Origin of the sequence: Pseudomonas sp. COR18 (genome assembly GCF_048568395.1) — a bacterium.
Taxonomy (GTDB): domain Bacteria; phylum Pseudomonadota; class Gammaproteobacteria; order Pseudomonadales; family Pseudomonadaceae; genus Aquipseudomonas; species Aquipseudomonas fuscovaginae_B.
Genome location: NZ_CP183808.1, coordinates 2,313,851 through 2,329,207, shown reverse-complemented (window position 1 = coordinate 2,329,207; position 15,357 = coordinate 2,313,851). Strand labels below are relative to the sequence as shown.

The window sequence follows — 15,357 nt, the reverse complement described above, 5'->3', positions numbered from 1 at the left end:
GCTTGCCTGCGAACCGCCGCAGGCGGCCATTCAAAATAGTTTCGGATGGCCGCCTGCGGCGGTTCGCGGGCAAGCCACGCTCCTACAGGTGTGGTGCAAGGCGGGAAAGCTGTATGAGCAAAATGGAATATGAAGATGAATAAAAGGTATTGTTCGGGAATAAAAAATCCCGGTATCTTCCATTCCATGCAAGCGATATCAAATTGCTTGCACCTCTCTTCTCCAGGCTGTCGTCGGTGACGACCGTGATTTTCGATAAGGACACTGCATGAAAAAGGTTCTGCTGTTTACCGCATTGGCGGCTGCTCTGACCGCTGGCCTGGCCCAGGCTGGGGAAAAACTGGTGGTGGCGGCCACGCCGATTCCGCACGCGGAAATCCTCGAACTGATCAAGCCGACCCTCGCCAAAGAAGGCGTGGATCTGGAAGTGAAGGTCTTCACCGACTACGTACAGCCCAACACCCAGGTCGCCGAGAAACACCTGGACGCCAACTACTTCCAGACCAAGCCTTACCTGGATGGCTTCAACAAGGGCAAGGGCACCAACCTGGTCACCGTGATCGGTGTGCACGTCGAACCGTTCGGCGGCTACTCGAAGAAGGTCAAGAGCCTGTCCGAACTGAAGGACGGCGCGACCATCGCGATCCCGAACGAAGGCAGCAACGCCGGCCGCGCCCTGCTGCTGTTGCAGAGCAAGGGCCTGATCGAGTTGAAGGACCCGAAAAACGCCCTGTCGACGCCCAAGGACATCGCCAAGAACCCACACAAGTTCAAGTTCAAGGAACTGGAATCGGCCCTGCTGCCACGGGTTCTGGACCAGGTCGACCTGGACCTGATCAACACCAACTACGCGCTGGAAGCCGGCCTGAACCCGGCCAAGGACGCCCTGCTGATCGAGGGTTCGGACTCGCCTTACGTGAACTTCCTGGTGGCCCGTCCTGACAACCAGAACAGCGACGCCATCCAGAAGCTGGCCAAGGCACTGACCAGCCCTGAAGTGAAGGCTTTCATCGATTCGAAGTACAAGGGCGCGGTGCTGCCGGCGTTCTGATCCAGCGACAACCCCTTCAAGGTTTGAACGCCGACGAGCGATTAGCGTCGGCGTTTTTTATGCCTGGGCGTTCACCGCCCGGCGCAACGCCACCAGCAGTTTGACGATGTCCTTTGGGTCGAGTTTTTGCGGCGCTTGTACCTGGGCCATAGTGTCTTCCTTGTTATGGAACGGTCACTGACCGGACCGTTTTCGTCCGTGCTTGGAGCGTTCTTCGCGGGAAAAGATCCGTACCCGCTGCAAGGAAAATAGCTGCCCGCAGACTATCCGGCAAATTCAGGATCGTCCGCTCAGTCCGGCCATTTCCAGGCCGGTTCGTCGAGCATGCCCTGGCCGACGATCTGGGTCTGGCCGAGCACCTTCTCCAGCACGATGGCGTTGCACGCCGAGTCCTGCTGCAAGGCCGCGATCAACCGGCTGGCATGGGACACCACCCACACCTGGCAGTGTTGCGACGCGCGGATGATCAGCCGTGCCAGCGCCGGCAGCAGGTCGGGATGCAGGCTGGTTTCCGGTTCGTTCAGCACCATCAGCGTCGGTGGCCGCGGTGTCAGCAGGGCCGCCACCAACAGCAGGTAGCGCAGGGTGCCGTCCGACAGTTCGGCGGCGGACAGCGGACGCAGCAGGCCGTCCTGGTGGAACTCGATGGCGAAGCGTGCGCCCGGCGCTACCGCGATGCCCAGTCGCGAGCCGGGGAAGGCGTCACTGATCGCTTCCTGCAGCGCCTGTGGATCACCGATCTCGATGATGGTGCGCAGCGCCGCCGCCAGATCGCGGCCGTCGTGATGCAGCACCGGTGTGCGTGTGCCCAGTTGTGGCTGGCGCACCGGTGCGTCGGCATCGCTGCGAAAGTGATCGTAGAAGCGCCAGCCGCGGATGTGCTCGCGCAGCAACAGCACCTCCGGCGAGCTGCGCAGGTTGCCGACCTGGTCGAACAGGCTGTCGAAGCTCGGCGTGTGCTGCGCCAGCACTTCCCAGCCCTGTTCGCCGCGGGCTTTCACCAGCGGCCCGGAGCGATCCACCAGCAGGCTGGCCGGGCGATACAGGGCGCTGGCCCAGATGCATTCGCGCTTGATCTGCGGGTCGAGGGAAAACCAGGAGTTGCTCGGATCCGGCAGCCCCAGGGAGATGGCGTAGCTGAAGTCTTCACCGGCAAAGCCCAGGCGCAGGCGCTTGGCCCCCTGACGCACCACGCCTTGCACGTCGACCTCGCCATTGCGCATGCGTCGACTGATCGTCTCCGGTCCGGCCCAGAACGTCGAGTCCAGCCCGCCTTCGCGGGCCAGCGCGTTGACTACCCCACCCTGTGCGGTTTCCGCCAGCAGGCGCAGGGCGCGGTACAGATTGGACTTGCCGCTGCCGTTGGGGCCGATGATCAGGTTCAGGCGGTCCAGGGGCGCCACCAGCTTGTTGATCGAGCGATAGTTGGCCACGGCGAGGGTCTTGAGCATGGGGCGGGTCCTGGCGATTGAACCTTCAGTGTGCCCGATTGGCCGCCGCGAAACACCGATTCGCAGTCGCGCTGCCACAGATCAACGGCATCGTCGTGCAGAGACGGAACCCTGTTCTACGCTATCAGTCGTAACGACACTGCGAGTAGGTATTACGCGAAGGAGTGTGTATGAATGGGCGTCGAATGAAGTGGAAAGTCGCCTTGGTGTCGCTGGCGCTCCTGAGTGGTTGCGGCCATGAAAAACCTCCGGAACCGTTACGCCCGCGTGTCTTCGTCGAACAGGTTCAGCGCCAGGACTTCGGTGCCGCCGTCACCCTCACCGGCGATATCCAGGCGCGAGTACAGACCGATCTGTCGTTCCGCGTCGGTGGCAAGATCATCCAGCGTAACGTCGATGTCGGCGCGCGAATCTCCGCCCGGCAGGTGCTCGCCAAACTCGATCCCAAGGATCTGCAGACCAACGTCGACAGCGCCCAGGCCGAGGTCAACGCCCAGCAGGCGCGGGTACAGCAGGCCAGCGCGGCGTTCGTCCGCCAGCAGAAGCTGCTGCCCAAGGGCTACACCAGCCGCAGTGAATACGATGCCGCCCAGGCCGGCCTGCTCAGCGCCAAGAGTGCGTTGACCGCGGCCCAGGCGCAACTGGCCAATGCCCGCGAGCAACTGGGCTACACCGCGCTGATCGCCGAGGCGCCCGGGGTGATCACCGCGCGCCAGGCCGAGGTCGGCCAGGTGGTGCAGGCGACCATGCCGATCTTCAGTCTGGCGCGCGATGGCGAGCGTGATGCGGTGTTCAATGTCTACGAGTCGCTGCTGGTGGAGCCGCCGCAGGACCAGCCGATCACCGTGACCCTGCTCGACAACCCGGCGATCAAGGCGGTGGGCAAGGTCCGCGAGGTGACCCCGGCGGTCTCCGCCCAGAGCGGCACGGTTCAGGTCAAGGTGGCCCTGGAGCCGTTGCCGGCCGGCATGGACCTCGGCTCGGTGGTCAGCGCCACCGTGACGGCGCCGGCCAAGGCCAGTATCGAACTGCCCTGGTCGGCCTTGACCAAGGACGTCAGCGAGCCCGCCGTGTGGCTGGTGGACGAGGCCGGCAAGGTCAGCCTGCGCCAGGTCAAGGTCGCGCGCTACCTGACCGGCCATGTCTTGATCGGCGAGGGCCTGCAGGGCGGCGAAAAGGTCGTGGTCGCCGGTGGGCAACTGCTGCATCCGGGGATGCTGGTGGAGATCGCCCAGCCATCGGCCCAGGTCGCCGGAGGGAACCCGCCATGAAGCGTCTGTCGCTGCTGTTGCTCGGTGGCCTGCTGGTCGCCGCCTGCTCGAAGCAGGAGCCGGCACCGGAACCGGTGCGGCCGGTGTTGTTCATCGAGGTCAGGCCGGAGTCGGTGCAGAGCCTCGGGCGGTTTGCCGGGAGCATCCAGGCCCGTTACGAGAGCACCCTGGGCTTCCGGGTCTCGGGGCGCATTGCCCGGCGCCATGTCGATGTCGGCAGCGAGGTGGCCCAGGGTGCGCTGCTGGCCAGCCTCGACCCGACCGATCAGCAGAACCAGTTGCGCGCGGCCCAGGGCGACCTGTCGCGGATCGAGGCGCAGTGGATCAATGCCCAGGCCAATGCCCGCCGCCAGCAGGAATTGTTCGACCGGGGCGTCGGTGCCCAGGCGCAACTGGACGTGGCCCAGACCGACCTGAAAACCACCAGCGCCTCCCGCGAACAGGCCCGTGCCTCGGTCGGCCAGGCCCAGGACCAGTTGGGCTACACCGAACTGCGCAGCGACCACGCCGCGGTGGTCACCGACTGGAAGGTCGAGGCCGGCCAGGTGGTCAGCGCCGGCCAGGAGGTGGTCACCCTGGCCCGGCCGGACGTGAAGGAAGCGGTGATCGACCTGCCGGCCGCCCTGGCCGACCAGTTGCGCGAAGGGGTCGAGTTCCGCGTCGCCAGCCAGCTCGACCCGAGCGTCAACACCACCGCCCGCCTGCGGGAAATCGAGCCCCAGGCCGACAGCGCCACCCGTACCCGACGGGCCCGGCTGACCCTGGCCGAAACCCCGGCGGCGTTTCGCCTGGGCACGTCGATCAGCGTGACCCTGAGCTCGGCCATCGAGCCGCGCACCCAGTTGCCGCTGTCGGCGCTGTGGGAGAGCCAGGGCAGGACGCAGGTCTGGATCGTCGACCCGCAGACCTCGACCGTCTCGCCCCGTGAGGTCAAGGTTGTCAGCCGCGAGGGCGAGACAATGCTGCTGGGCTCGGGGGTCAAGGCCGGCGAGAAGGTGGTGAGCGCCGGGGTGAACAGTCTCAAACCCGGACAGAAAGTCAGAATCGACGAGGAAAACCCACGATGAAAGGGAGTTTCAACCTGTCCGAGTGGGCACTCAAACACCAGTCGTTCGTCTGGTACCTGATGTTCGTTGCGCTGTTGATGGGGGTGTTCTCCTACATCAACCTGGGGCGCGAGGAAGACCCGTCCTTCACCATCAAGACCATGATCATCCAGACCAAGTGGCCCGGTGCCACGGTGGACGAGACCCTGGAGCAGGTCACCGACCGTATCGAGAAGAAGCTCGAGGAACTCGACTCCCTCGACTATGTGAAGAGCTACACCCGGCCCGGTGAGTCGACGGTGTTCGTGTACCTGCGCGACACCACCAGCGGCAAGGACATTCCGGAGATCTGGTACCAGGTGCGCAAGAAGATCGACGACATCCGCGGCGAGTTCCCCCAGGACATCCAGGGCCCGGGTTTCAACGACGAGTTCGGCGATGTGTTCGGCTCGGTCTACGCCTTCACCAGCGACGGTCTGAGCATGCGCCAGCTGCGCGACTATGTGGAGCAGGTTCGCGCGCAGATCCGCGATGTGCCTGGGCTGGGCAAGATCGAGATGATCGGCGAGCAGAACGAGGTGCTCTACCTGAACTTCTCCACCCGCAAGCTGGCGGCCCTGGGCATCGACCAGCGCCAGGTGGTGCAGAGCCTGCAATCGCAGAACGCGGTGACGCCGGCCGGGGTGATCGAGGCCGGGCCCGAGCGCATCTCGGTGCGCGCGTCCGGGCAGTATGCCTCGGAGAAGGACCTGCAGGCGGTCAATCTCAAGCTCAACGATCGCTTCTACCGGCTGGCGGACATCGCCGAGATCAGCCGCGGTTACGTCGATCCGCCGACGCCGCTGTTCCGCTACAACGGCCAGACCGCCATCGGTCTCGGCATCGCCATGAAGAAGGGCGGCAATATCCAGGCGTTCGGCAAGGCCCTGCACGAGCGCATGGACAGCCTCACCGCCGACCTGCCGGTGGGGGTCGGCGTGCACAAGGTTTCCGATCAGGCCGAGGTGGTGGAGAAGGCCGTCGGCGGCTTCACCAGCGCGCTGTTCGAAGCGGTGATCATCGTGCTGGTGGTGAGCTTCGTCGCCCTCGGCCTGCGCGCCGGGCTGGTGGTGGCCTGCTCGATCCCGCTGGTGCTGGCGATGGTCTTCGTGTTCATGGAGTACAGCGGCATCACCATGCAGCGCATCTCCCTCGGCGCGTTGATCATCGCCCTTGGCCTGCTGGTGGACGATGCGATGATCACCGTGGAGATGATGGTCACCCGGCTGGAAAAGGGCGACAGCAAGGAACAGGCGGCAACCTTCGCCTACACTTCCACGGCCTTTCCGATGCTCACCGGGACCCTGGTGACCGTCGCCGGCTTCGTGCCCATCGGCCTCAACGCCAGCTCGGCCGGCGAGTACACCTTCACCCTGTTCGCGGTGATCGCGGTGGCGATGCTGGTGTCGTGGATCGTCGCGGTGCTGTTCGCCCCGGTGATCGGCGTGCACATTCTCAGCGAGCAGGTGAAGGCCCACGACAGTGGCAACGGGCGCGTGGCCCGGGCCTTCAACGCCGGGCTGCTATGGTCGCTGCGCAATCGCTGGTGGGCCATCGGCCTGACGGTGCTGATCTTCGCCCTGTCGGTGTTCGGCATGCGCTTCGTGCAGAACCAGTTCTTCCCGTCCTCGGACCGCCCGGAGATCCTGGTGGACCTCAACCTGCCGCAGAACGCCTCGATCAACGAGACCCGCAAGGCGGTGGACCGGCTGGAGGCCAGCCTCAAGGACGACCCGGACATCCTGCGCTGGAGCACCTACATCGGCGAGGGCGCGATCCGCTTCTACCTGCCGCTCGACCAGCAGTTGCAGAACCCCTACTACGCGCAGTTGATCATCGTCAGCAAGGGCCTGGAGCAGCGCGCGGCGTTGATGGATCGGCTGAATAAGCGCCTGCGTGACGACTTCGTCGGCATCGGCAGCTTCGTCCAGACCCTGGAGATGGGCCCGCCGGTGGGGCGGCCGCTGCAGTACCGGGTCAGCGGCAAGGACATCGACCAGGTGCGCAAGCACGCCATCGAGCTGGCGACGATCCTCGACCGCAACCCCAATGTCGGCGAGACCATCTACGACTGGAACGAGCCGGGCAAGGTCCTGCGCATCGACATCGCCCAGGACAAGGCACGACAGTTCGGCCTGTCGTCCGAGGACGTCGCCAAGCTGATGAACACCATCGTCAGCGGCGCGCCGGTGACCCAGGTGAAAGACGACATCTACCTGATCAACGTGGTCGGGCGTGCGATAGACAGCGAGCGCGGTACGCCGGAAACCCTGCAGAACCTGCAGATCGTCACGCCCAACGGCACCTCGATCCCGCTGCTGGCGTTCGCCACGGTGCGTTACGAGCTGGAGCAGCCGCTGGTCTGGCGGCGCGATCGGCTGCCGACCATCACCCTCAAGGCCGGTGTGCGCGGCGGCATCCAGCCGACCGACCTGGTGCGGCAACTGAAGCCGGATATCGACCGGTTCGCCGCCGGCCTGCCGGCGGGCTACAAGGTGGTCACCGGCGGTACGGTGGAGGAGAGCGGCAAGGCCCAGGGGCCGATTGCCCAGGTGGTGCCGCTGATGCTGTTCCTCATGGCGACCTTCCTGATGATCCAGCTGCACAGCGTGCAGAAGATGTTCCTGGTGGCCAGCGTTGCGCCGCTGGGGCTGATCGGCGTGGTATTGGCGCTGGTGCCGACCGGCACGCCGATGGGCTTCGTGGCGATCCTCGGGATTCTCGCGCTGATCGGTATCATCATCCGCAACTCGGTGATACTGGTGACCCAGATCGACGAATACGAGCGCAACGGCTACGAGCCGTGGGACGCGGTGGTGGAAGCGACCGAACACCGACGGCGGCCGATCCTGCTGACGGCGGCGGCGGCGAGCCTGGGGATGATCCCGATTGCCCGGGAAGTGTTCTGGGGGCCGATGGCCTACGCGATGATCGGCGGCATTGTCGCGGCGACGGTGCTGACGCTGATGTTCCTGCCGGCGCTATATGTGGCGTGGTACCGGATTCGCGAGCCGAAACGCGACGCGGCCTGAGGCCTGGTATGGCATCCACCCGGTGCTGGACTGCGCCCGCGATATTGTAGGAGCGCGGCTTGCCCGCGAAGGGGCCTCAAGGGCGCTAAAACCTTCGCGGGCAAGTCGGGTGGCCGCACCGCCTGCGCCTGCAGGGTGGTGCCAAACGGGGAGGTTGCCTGCGCCCGCGATGAGGGGGCGGGCGACAATCATTCGGCCGTCGAGGGCTTCTCCCACAAGTTGATCCCGCCTTCCCGGGCAAACCGGTCGATCTCCGCCAGTTCCTCCTGGCTGAATGCCAGGTTTTTCAGCGCCCCGACGTTCTCGACGATCTGCTCCGGCCGGCTCGCGCCGATCAGCGCCGAGGTCACCCGTGGATCACGCAGAGTCCAGGCCAGGGCCAGTTGCGCCACGCTCTGGCCGCGGCGCCTGGCGATTTCGCTGAGGGCGCGGACATGGGCGATGTTCTGCTCGGACAGGTGCGACTCGCGCAGCGAGCCACCGCCCGGACGGTTGATCCGCGCGTCCCGCGGAATGCCGTTGAGGTACTTGTCGGTCAGCAGCCCCTGGGCCAGCGGGGTGAAGGCGATCACGCCGGTACCCAGCTCCTCGACGGTGTCCAGCAGGTCCTTTTCCACCCAGCGGTTGAGCAGGTTGTAGGCCGGCTGGTGGATCAGCAGCGGGACTTTCCATTCCTTGAGCAGCGCCGCGATCTCGCGGGTCTTCACCCCGGAATAGGACGAGATGCCGATGTACAGCGCCTTGCCCTGCTGCACGGCGCTGGCCAGGGCGCTGGCGGTTTCTTCCAGTGGCGTGTCCGGGTCGAAGCGGTGCGAGTAGAAGATATCCACATAGTCCAGGCCCAGGCGCTGCAGGCTCTGGTCGAGGCTGGCGAGCACGTATTTGCGCGATCCGCCGCCCTGGCCGTAGGGGCCGGGCCACATGTCCCAGCCGGCCTTGCTGGAGATGATCAACTCGTCGCGGTACTGCCTGAAATCCTCGCGCAGCAGGCGGCCGAAGTTGATTTCGGCACTGCCGTAGGGCGGGCCGTAGTTGTTCGCCAGGTCGAAGTGGTTGATGCCCAGGTCGAAGGCGGTGCGCAGCAGGGCGCGCTGGGTGTCGATCGGCGTGCTGTCGCCGAAGTTGTGCCAAAGCCCCAGGGACAGTGCCGGCAGCACCAGGCCGCTGCGCCCGACGCGGCGGTAGGGGATGGAGTCGTAGCGGTTTTCGGCAGCTTGATAAGTCATCGAATCCTCTCTCATTGCGCGGAAAATTTCACAGGGCAGCGCCCACTTCTATTGCGGTCCGGATCAACCAGCATACGCCTTGGACAGACCACACCTATCTCGGATTCGATCCGTGACTGAAACGTTTCATGTTTTTCCGGATTTCGGTCCGGGCGTGTCGTCGCTCGCGCAAATTTCCTGGCCGGCGAATTTCTGCCTGCTCCGAAAATTTGCGCTTGACTTTCAATTTTCCATGGTTTGGTAATTTTTGGTCAGTACAAGTTAGTACATACCTGCTTACTTTTGACCCTCCGGCGAAACTTCGTTTTTGCCCAGCAATCTATAGAAGATTCAAAAAGTTACAGTCAGTACAGGTACTACGTATTACGATATAGTACGATTTGGTGACTGATTTTGCTCAAAAAATGATCAGGTCGTCGTCCGGCAGCGTTTTTCTGGCCTGCGGCCAGCCCTACAAAGGCTGTGCAAAGCGGTTTGCCGGCCGCTCCAACCCCAGGTGTTCACGCAACGTGGTGCCCTGGTACTCGCGGCGGAACAGTCCGCGGCGCTGCAGTTCCGGCACCACGTGGGTGGCGAAGTCCTCCAGCCCGCCCGGCAGGTGCGGAACCAGTACATTGAAGCCGTCCGCCGCGCCCTGTTCGAACCAGGCCTGCAACTCGTCGGCGATCCGTGTCGGTGTACCGACCAGGCTGTAGTGCCCACGGCCACCGGCGATGCGTCGGCCCAGTTGCGCCAGCGTCAGGTTTTCCGTACCGGCCAGTTCGGTCAGCAGTTTCTGTCGGCTCTGCTGGCCGCTGTCGGTCAGCGGCAGCTCGGGCAACGGGCCGTCCAGTGGATAGCCCGACAGGTCGAAGTTGCCCAGCATGCGCCCGAGCAGGGCGACCCCGACCTGCGGCTCGACCAGTGCCTGGAACGCCTCGTGTTTCTCCCGGGCTTCGCTCTCGCTCTGGCCGACCACGACGAACACGCCCGGCATGATCTTCAGAGCCTCGGCCGAGCGACCGAAGCGCGCCAGACGGCCCTTGAGGTCAGCGTAGAACGTCTGGGCCCGGGCCAGGGAGGACTGCGCGGTGAACACCACTTCGGCGGTTTGCGCGGCCAGTTCCAGGCCGGTCTGCGACGAGCCGGCCTGGACGATCACCGGTTGGCCCTGGGGGGAGCGGGCGACGTTCAGCGGGCCGCGGACGCGGAAGTGTTCGCCCTGGTGATCGAGCACGTGCAGCTTGGCCGGGTCGTAGTACTGGCCGCTGGACTTGTCGCGGCTGAAGGCGTCGTCCTCCCAGCTGTCCCACAGACCGGTGACCACCTGGTGGAACTCGCGGGCCCGCGCATAACGCTCTGCGTGACTGATGTGTTCGCTGCGGCCGAAATTCAGCGCTTCGGCGGCGGCGTCCGAGGTCACCAGGTTCCAACCGGCGCGTCCGCCCGACAGGTGATCCAGCGAGGCGAACTTGCGGGCCACGTGGTACGGCTCGTTGTAGCTGGTGGTGGCGGTGGCGATCAGGCCGATGCGTTCGGTCACCGCGCTGAGTGCCGAGAGCAGGGTCAGCGGCTCGAAGTGATCCGAGCGGGCCATGCGGCTGGCGATTTCACCTTCGGCGGCGGCGACGCTGTCGGCCACGAACAGGGCGTCGAACTTCGCCGCCTCGGCGATGCGCGCCAACTGCTTGTAGTGGGCGAAGTCCAGGCCGGCGGTGGCCGGCACCTCCGGGTGACGCCAGGCGGCGACGTGGTGCCCGGTGGCCATCAGGAAGGCACCGAGTTTCAACTGGCGCGGAGTTTGGGTCATGGCAGGTTCCTTGGCGGTTGATTGAGGGCTGTGCACGCAACGGCTCAAAAATCCTTACGTACCTGGATACCGAAGTAGCGTTCGTCATCCCGTGGAACGGCCCGGTAGATGTAGTTGCCGCCACTGGCCAGCAACGGCGAGTAGGACTTGTCGGCGAGGTTTTTCCCCAGCAGCGCCACGCGCCAGCCCTGGTTGTAGTCGGCCAGGGCGATGCTCGCGTTCCAGATGCCGTAGGCGCCCTGTCTGGTGTCGACGTTCTGGGCGATGTCGTACTGCACTTCGCTCTGCCAGCTGAAGTCGGTGCCCAGTTCCAGGTCCAGGCCGTTGTTCAGCGGCACGGTATAGTCGGCGCGCACATAGCTCTTCCAGTCCGGGCTGAACGGCAGCGGCTTGCCGTTGACGTTGCAACTGGCCGCCGCACCCGGCGGGCAGGAGAACTCGTCGATGCGTGCCTTGGTGTAGGCCAGGGCGCCGGAGAGCTTGAGGTTGCCGGTGGCCTGCAGCGCGTAGTCGGCTTCCACGCCTTCGGTGCTGACGCTGCCGGCGTTGATCAGGCGGGTCACCACTTGCCCGGCGACGGTGTCGAAGAAGTTCGCCTGGTAGTTGTCGTAGTCGCTGTGGAACACCGCCAGGTTGGTGGTCAGGCGGTTGTTCCAGCTGGTGGCCTTGATCCCGGCTTCCCAGGTGTTGGAGGTTTCCGGTTTCAGTGCGTTGGTGTCCCGCGGCTGCATGTTGAAGAAGACGTTGTAGGCCGGGCCCTTGTAGCCACGCGAGTAGGTCACGTAGCTGGTCACGCTGTCGCTCAGGTCGTACTGCACGCCGAGGCGCCCGGACCAGCCGTCCTCGTCCACCGAGCCATGGCTGCTGGTGGCCGGCTGTATGCCGCTGACCGTGGTCGCGGAAGTCGAGACGCGGCGGTGATCGTAGGACAGGTCGTCGTGGGTGTAGCGCAGGCCGGCGATCCCGCGGAAGGTCGGGGTGAAGTTCAGCGTGCTCTCGCCGAACACCGCGTAGCTGTCGCTGGTGGTGCTGTAGTCGGCCACGCCGCGGTTGACGCTGGTGGTCGTGGTCAGGGTGCGCTGGTAGGTCTCTTCGTCCTTGCCGTGCATGTAGAACAGGCCACCGACGTACTCCAGGAACTGGCCCTTGGGCGAGGCCAGGCGAATTTCCTGGGAGTACTGGTTGAAGTCCAGCGCGCCGCGGTCGGCGGTGCCGGGGAAGGCCGCCGTGACGCTGCCGAGGCGATCGCCGTCCTGGTACTGGTGGTTGTTCCAGCCGCGCCAGGCGGTGATCGAGGTCAGGGTGTAGTCACCGAGGCTCCAGTCGAGCTGGGCGGACAGACCCTTGTTGATGTCGTCGACGTAGCTGCGGGTATCGGTGTTGATGTCGCGGTTGTCGGAGGACGGCCGCACCGGGTTCAGTGCGTTGGTGAAGGCCGGGCTCAGGGACTTGCTGACCACGCCGTTGGGCGCGTCGTCGTGGGACTGCATGTAGTCGGCGGCGAGGGTGAGTGTCACGTCCTCGTTGGGAGTGAACTCCAGCTTGCCGCGCACGCCCTTGTGGTTGTAGCCGTTGACTTCCTGGCCGTTGGCCTTGTTGTCGACGTTGCCGTCGTAGCTGCCGAACAGGGTGGTCAGCGAGCCCTTGAGGGTGTCGGGCACCAGGCTGCCACCGATGCCGAAGCGGGTGCGGCTTTCGTTGCCGCTGAAGTACGACTGGTCGATGTAGCCGTGGGTTTCGGCGGTCGGTGCCTTGGTGACAATGTTCAGCACACCGGCCGAAGCATTCTTGCCGAACAGCGTGCCCTGCGGGCCGCGCAGCACTTCGATGCGGTCGAGGTCGAGCAGGTCGAGGGTGGCCTGGCCGGGGCGGCTGTAGACCACGCCGTCGATCACCGTGGCCACGGTCGGCTCGACCCCGGGCGAGGTGGAAATGGTGCCCACGCCGCGGACGAACAGCGAGGTGTCCTTGTTCGACGCGCCGGTGCGGAAGTTCAGCGTCGGCACCTGCTGGACGATGCTGGAGACGCCGTTGCGACTGTCGCGTTCCAACTGCTCGCCATCGACCACCGAGACCGCCACCGGGACCTTTTGCAGCGATTCCTCGCGGCGGGTGGCGGTGACGGTGACCGCCTTGAGTGTCGGCTCCTGGTCGCTGCCGGTGTCGGCGGCGAATACCGCGGGCGACGGCAGTGCCGCCAACCCGGCCAGCAGCCAGGCCAGGTGTGGGCGCCGCGGCGTGGCGGCCTGGATCGCCCGTGCCAGTGTATGTTGCTCCCCGAATCTGTTGTGCATGTGTTGCCCGCTCGAAAAATGACCCTGAACCGCCGTCGCTCTGCGTCGACAGCGCCTGATTTGCCTTGGGGCATTCGCTCGAGCGAGTAGCAGGCAGACAAAGCGTTTTGTTAGCGCTAACATAACCAGTATCGGAAAGGTCGATATAGACCGTCCAATACTGAAAAATTACTTTTATATTCCTTTTGGTTTTCAATAAGGGTCGCATCCTTGACTGCTGACAAAGCGCCAAACCGCAAGCGCCGGGGGGCCGGGCGGGTCACCCTGAGCACGGTCGCCCAGGAGGCCGGGGTGTCGGCGATCACCGTCTCGCGCTACTTCAACAACCCCGAGCAGGTCTCGCCCGAGCGTCGCGAGCGGATCGCGGCGGTGGTCGAGCAGTTGGGCTATGTGCCGAACCTGGTGGCCGGCGGGTTGGCCTCGGCCCGCGGGCGGATCGTCGCGATGGTGATTCCGAACATCTCCGGACCGATCTTCGCCAACACCATCCAGGGCTTCAGCGACACCCTCAATCGGCATGGCTATCAGTTGCTGCTGGCGTCGAGTTACTTCTCGGCGGAGCAGGAGGAAAGCGCGGTTCGGGCATTTCTCGGCTGGTCACCGGCGGCCCTGGTGCTGACCAGCCGCTTCCACAGTGCGGGCACCGAAAAGATGATCGCCGAGGCGGATATCCCGGTGGTCGAGACCTGGGACTACCAGCCGCAGCGCGGGCCGCTGCAGATCGGCTTTTCCCACCATGAAGTCGGGGTCAGCGCCGCCCGCTACCTGCATGGCAAGGGCTATCGGCGCATCGCCTTCGTGCAGAACAGCGCCCCCGGCGATTTCAGTGCGCTGGAGCGCCGCGACGGTTATGCGGCGACGGTGCGCGAGCTGGGGCTGGAGCCCTGGGTGTTCGCGCCACAGGCCGGTCTGGCACCCTTCGAGGCGGGCAAGCAGGCGATGCAGGCGCTGATGAGCGGGGCGACCCGGCCCGACGCGATCATCTTCGCCAACGACAACCTGGCCGCCGGCGGCCAGTTGGCCGGGCAGCGCGCCGGGCTGAAGATCCCCGAGGATTGCGCGGTGCTGGGCTTTGGCGACTACCCGTTCGCCGAAATGCTCCTGCCGAGCCTGAGCACCATCAAGCCGCCGGCGCTGGACATCGGCGTGCTGGCGGCGACCCGGGTGCTGGAGAGCCTGGGCGTGTTGCCGGTGGATGAAGTACAGCGCCTGAACCTGCTCACCTGCCAGGTGATCGAGCGCGAGAGCGCCTGAGCCGCTGCCTCAGGCGGCGTCGGCGAAGAGTTCGCTGATCCAGTCGACGAACACCCGCACCCGCGGCGACATGTGCCGGTTCTGCGGGTAGAGCACCGACACCGGCATCGGCGGCGGCGGATGGTCCGGCAGCACTTCGCGCAGCAGGCCCTGTTCGATCTGTTCCGCCACCCGATAGTGAGGCACCTGGATCAGGCCGAGCCCGGCCACCGCCGAGGCCGCGTAGATTTCCGCACCGAACACCGAGACCCGGCCGGCCAGCGGCACTTCCCGTGGCTCGCCGTTTTCGATGAACTCGAAGGGGAACAGCTTGCCGGTGGCCCGCGACACGTAGTTCACCCCCTGGTGCCGGCTGAGGTCGGCCAGGTTGCGCGGCTCGCCGTGCCGGCGCAGATAGGCCGGGCTGGCGCAGGTTACCTGGCGCAGGTTGGCCACGCGCTTGCCGATCAGTGACGAGTCGCCGAGGTTGCCCGAGCGCAGCACACAGTCGACACCTTCGGCGATCAGGTCGATGAAGTGGCTGGCTTCGCTGATCGACACCTCGATCTCCGGGTAGCGTTCGAGGAACGCCGGCAGCGCCGGAATCACGAAATAGCGCGCCAGGGTGCCCTGCAGGTCCACCCGCAGGCGGCCCTTGGGCGCCACCGTGCGGAAGGCCAGTTCGGCTTCTTCCAGCTGCGCCAGCAATTGCACGCAACGCGGGTAGTAGGCCTCGCCGTCGAGGGTCGGCCGCACGCGGCGGGTGCTGCGCTCCAGCAGCCGGGTACCGAGCCAGGCCTCGAACTGGTTGAGGGTGTGGGTCAGGGTGGCGCGTGGCAGGTTCAGGTCTTCGGCGGCCAGGGTGAAGCTGCTGCGCTCATAGATCCGTACAAAAACCTTCATTGCCCTGACCTGGTCCATGGCG

Annotated in this window: 10 protein-coding genes; 5 read left to right on the top strand and 5 right to left on the bottom strand. The window is 65.3% G+C overall.

Features of this window, described 5'->3' with window-relative positions; all coding sequences use genetic code 11:
• The first annotated feature begins 268 nt into the window (after nt 1-268).
• On the top strand, nt 269-1,051 hold the full coding sequence (locus ACM62G_RS10725) for a MetQ/NlpA family ABC transporter substrate-binding protein (RefSeq protein WP_054058288.1): 783 nt from the start codon (nt 269-271) through the stop codon (nt 1,049-1,051).
• Between the two features lie 290 nt (nt 1,052-1,341).
• On the opposite strand, the gene ACM62G_RS10720 is transcribed toward ACM62G_RS10725, so the two are convergent.
• Entirely contained in the window at nt 1,342-2,502 is a 1,161-nt protein-coding gene (locus ACM62G_RS10720; protein ID WP_419737128.1) for an AAA family ATPase, read from the bottom strand.
• A 170-nt stretch (nt 2,503-2,672) separates the two neighbouring features.
• Between ACM62G_RS10720 and ACM62G_RS10715 the strand changes: the two genes are divergently transcribed.
• Genes ACM62G_RS10715 through ACM62G_RS10705 form a run of 3 tightly spaced genes read left to right on the top strand, consistent with a single transcriptional unit; the run spans nt 2,673 to nt 7,890 of the window.
• Nucleotides 2,673-3,773: an efflux RND transporter periplasmic adaptor subunit gene (locus ACM62G_RS10715; protein WP_419737127.1), complete on the top strand. Its 1,101-nt coding sequence runs from the start codon at nt 2,673-2,675 to the stop codon at nt 3,771-3,773.
• Complete coding sequence (locus ACM62G_RS10710) at nt 3,770-4,840, top strand: efflux RND transporter periplasmic adaptor subunit (protein WP_054060585.1); 1,071 nt, start codon at nt 3,770-3,772, stop codon at nt 4,838-4,840. The genes ACM62G_RS10715 and ACM62G_RS10710 overlap by 4 nt, the downstream gene beginning before the upstream one ends.
• On the top strand, nt 4,837-7,890 hold the full coding sequence (locus ACM62G_RS10705) for an efflux RND transporter permease subunit (RefSeq protein WP_054060584.1): 3,054 nt from the start codon (nt 4,837-4,839) through the stop codon (nt 7,888-7,890). Before ACM62G_RS10710 ends, ACM62G_RS10705 begins: the two co-directional genes overlap by 4 nt.
• 188 nt (nt 7,891-8,078) lie before the next feature.
• On the opposite strand, the gene mgrA is transcribed toward ACM62G_RS10705, so the two are convergent.
• The 3 genes from mgrA to ACM62G_RS10690 form a co-directional block, all read right to left on the bottom strand.
• Complete coding sequence (gene mgrA / locus ACM62G_RS10700; RefSeq protein WP_419737126.1) at nt 8,079-9,116, bottom strand: L-glyceraldehyde 3-phosphate reductase; 1,038 nt, start codon at nt 9,114-9,116, stop codon at nt 8,079-8,081.
• A gap of 451 nt (nt 9,117-9,567) precedes the next feature.
• Nucleotides 9,568-10,905 (bottom strand): LLM class flavin-dependent oxidoreductase, encoded by a 1,338-nt coding sequence (locus ACM62G_RS10695; protein ID WP_419737125.1) that lies wholly within the window; start codon nt 10,903-10,905, stop codon nt 9,568-9,570.
• Between the two features lie 44 nt (nt 10,906-10,949).
• Nucleotides 10,950-13,199, bottom strand: coding sequence for a TonB-dependent receptor (locus ACM62G_RS10690; protein WP_419737124.1), 2,250 nt, complete (start codon nt 13,197-13,199; stop codon nt 10,950-10,952).
• A 210-nt stretch (nt 13,200-13,409) separates the two neighbouring features.
• On the opposite strand from ACM62G_RS10690, the gene ACM62G_RS10685 reads away from it, so the two are divergent.
• Nucleotides 13,410-14,453 (top strand): LacI family DNA-binding transcriptional regulator, encoded by a 1,044-nt coding sequence (locus ACM62G_RS10685; RefSeq protein WP_054060580.1) that lies wholly within the window; start codon nt 13,410-13,412, stop codon nt 14,451-14,453.
• 9 nt (nt 14,454-14,462) lie between these two features.
• On the opposite strand, the gene ACM62G_RS10680 is transcribed toward ACM62G_RS10685, so the two are convergent.
• Nucleotides 14,463-15,353: a LysR substrate-binding domain-containing protein gene (locus ACM62G_RS10680; protein WP_419737123.1), complete on the bottom strand. Its 891-nt coding sequence runs from the start codon at nt 15,351-15,353 to the stop codon at nt 14,463-14,465.
• Between the last annotated feature and the right edge of the window lie 4 nt (nt 15,354-15,357).

What these genes read in the sequence shown, in the direction of transcription:
- ACM62G_RS10725 (WP_054058288.1), top strand. Translation starts at nt 269, where the DNA reads ATGAAAAAGGTTCTGCTGTTTACCGCATTGGCGGCTGCTCTGACCGCT.
- ACM62G_RS10720 (WP_419737128.1), bottom strand. Translation starts at nt 2,502, where the DNA reads ATGCTCAAGACCCTCGCCGTGGCCAACTATCGCTCGATCAACAAGCTG.
- ACM62G_RS10715 (WP_419737127.1), top strand. Translation starts at nt 2,673, where the DNA reads ATGAATGGGCGTCGAATGAAGTGGAAAGTCGCCTTGGTGTCGCTGGCG.
- ACM62G_RS10710 (WP_054060585.1), top strand. Translation starts at nt 3,770, where the DNA reads ATGAAGCGTCTGTCGCTGCTGTTGCTCGGTGGCCTGCTGGTCGCCGCC.
- ACM62G_RS10705 (WP_054060584.1), top strand. Translation starts at nt 4,837, where the DNA reads ATGAAAGGGAGTTTCAACCTGTCCGAGTGGGCACTCAAACACCAGTCG.
- mgrA (WP_419737126.1), bottom strand. Translation starts at nt 9,116, where the DNA reads ATGACTTATCAAGCTGCCGAAAACCGCTACGACTCCATCCCCTACCGC.
- ACM62G_RS10695 (WP_419737125.1), bottom strand. Translation starts at nt 10,905, where the DNA reads ATGACCCAAACTCCGCGCCAGTTGAAACTCGGTGCCTTCCTGATGGCC.
- ACM62G_RS10690 (WP_419737124.1), bottom strand. Translation starts at nt 13,199, where the DNA reads ATGCACAACAGATTCGGGGAGCAACATACACTGGCACGGGCGATCCAG.
- ACM62G_RS10680 (WP_419737123.1), bottom strand. Translation starts at nt 15,353, where the DNA reads ATGGACCAGGTCAGGGCAATGAAGGTTTTTGTACGGATCTATGAGCGC.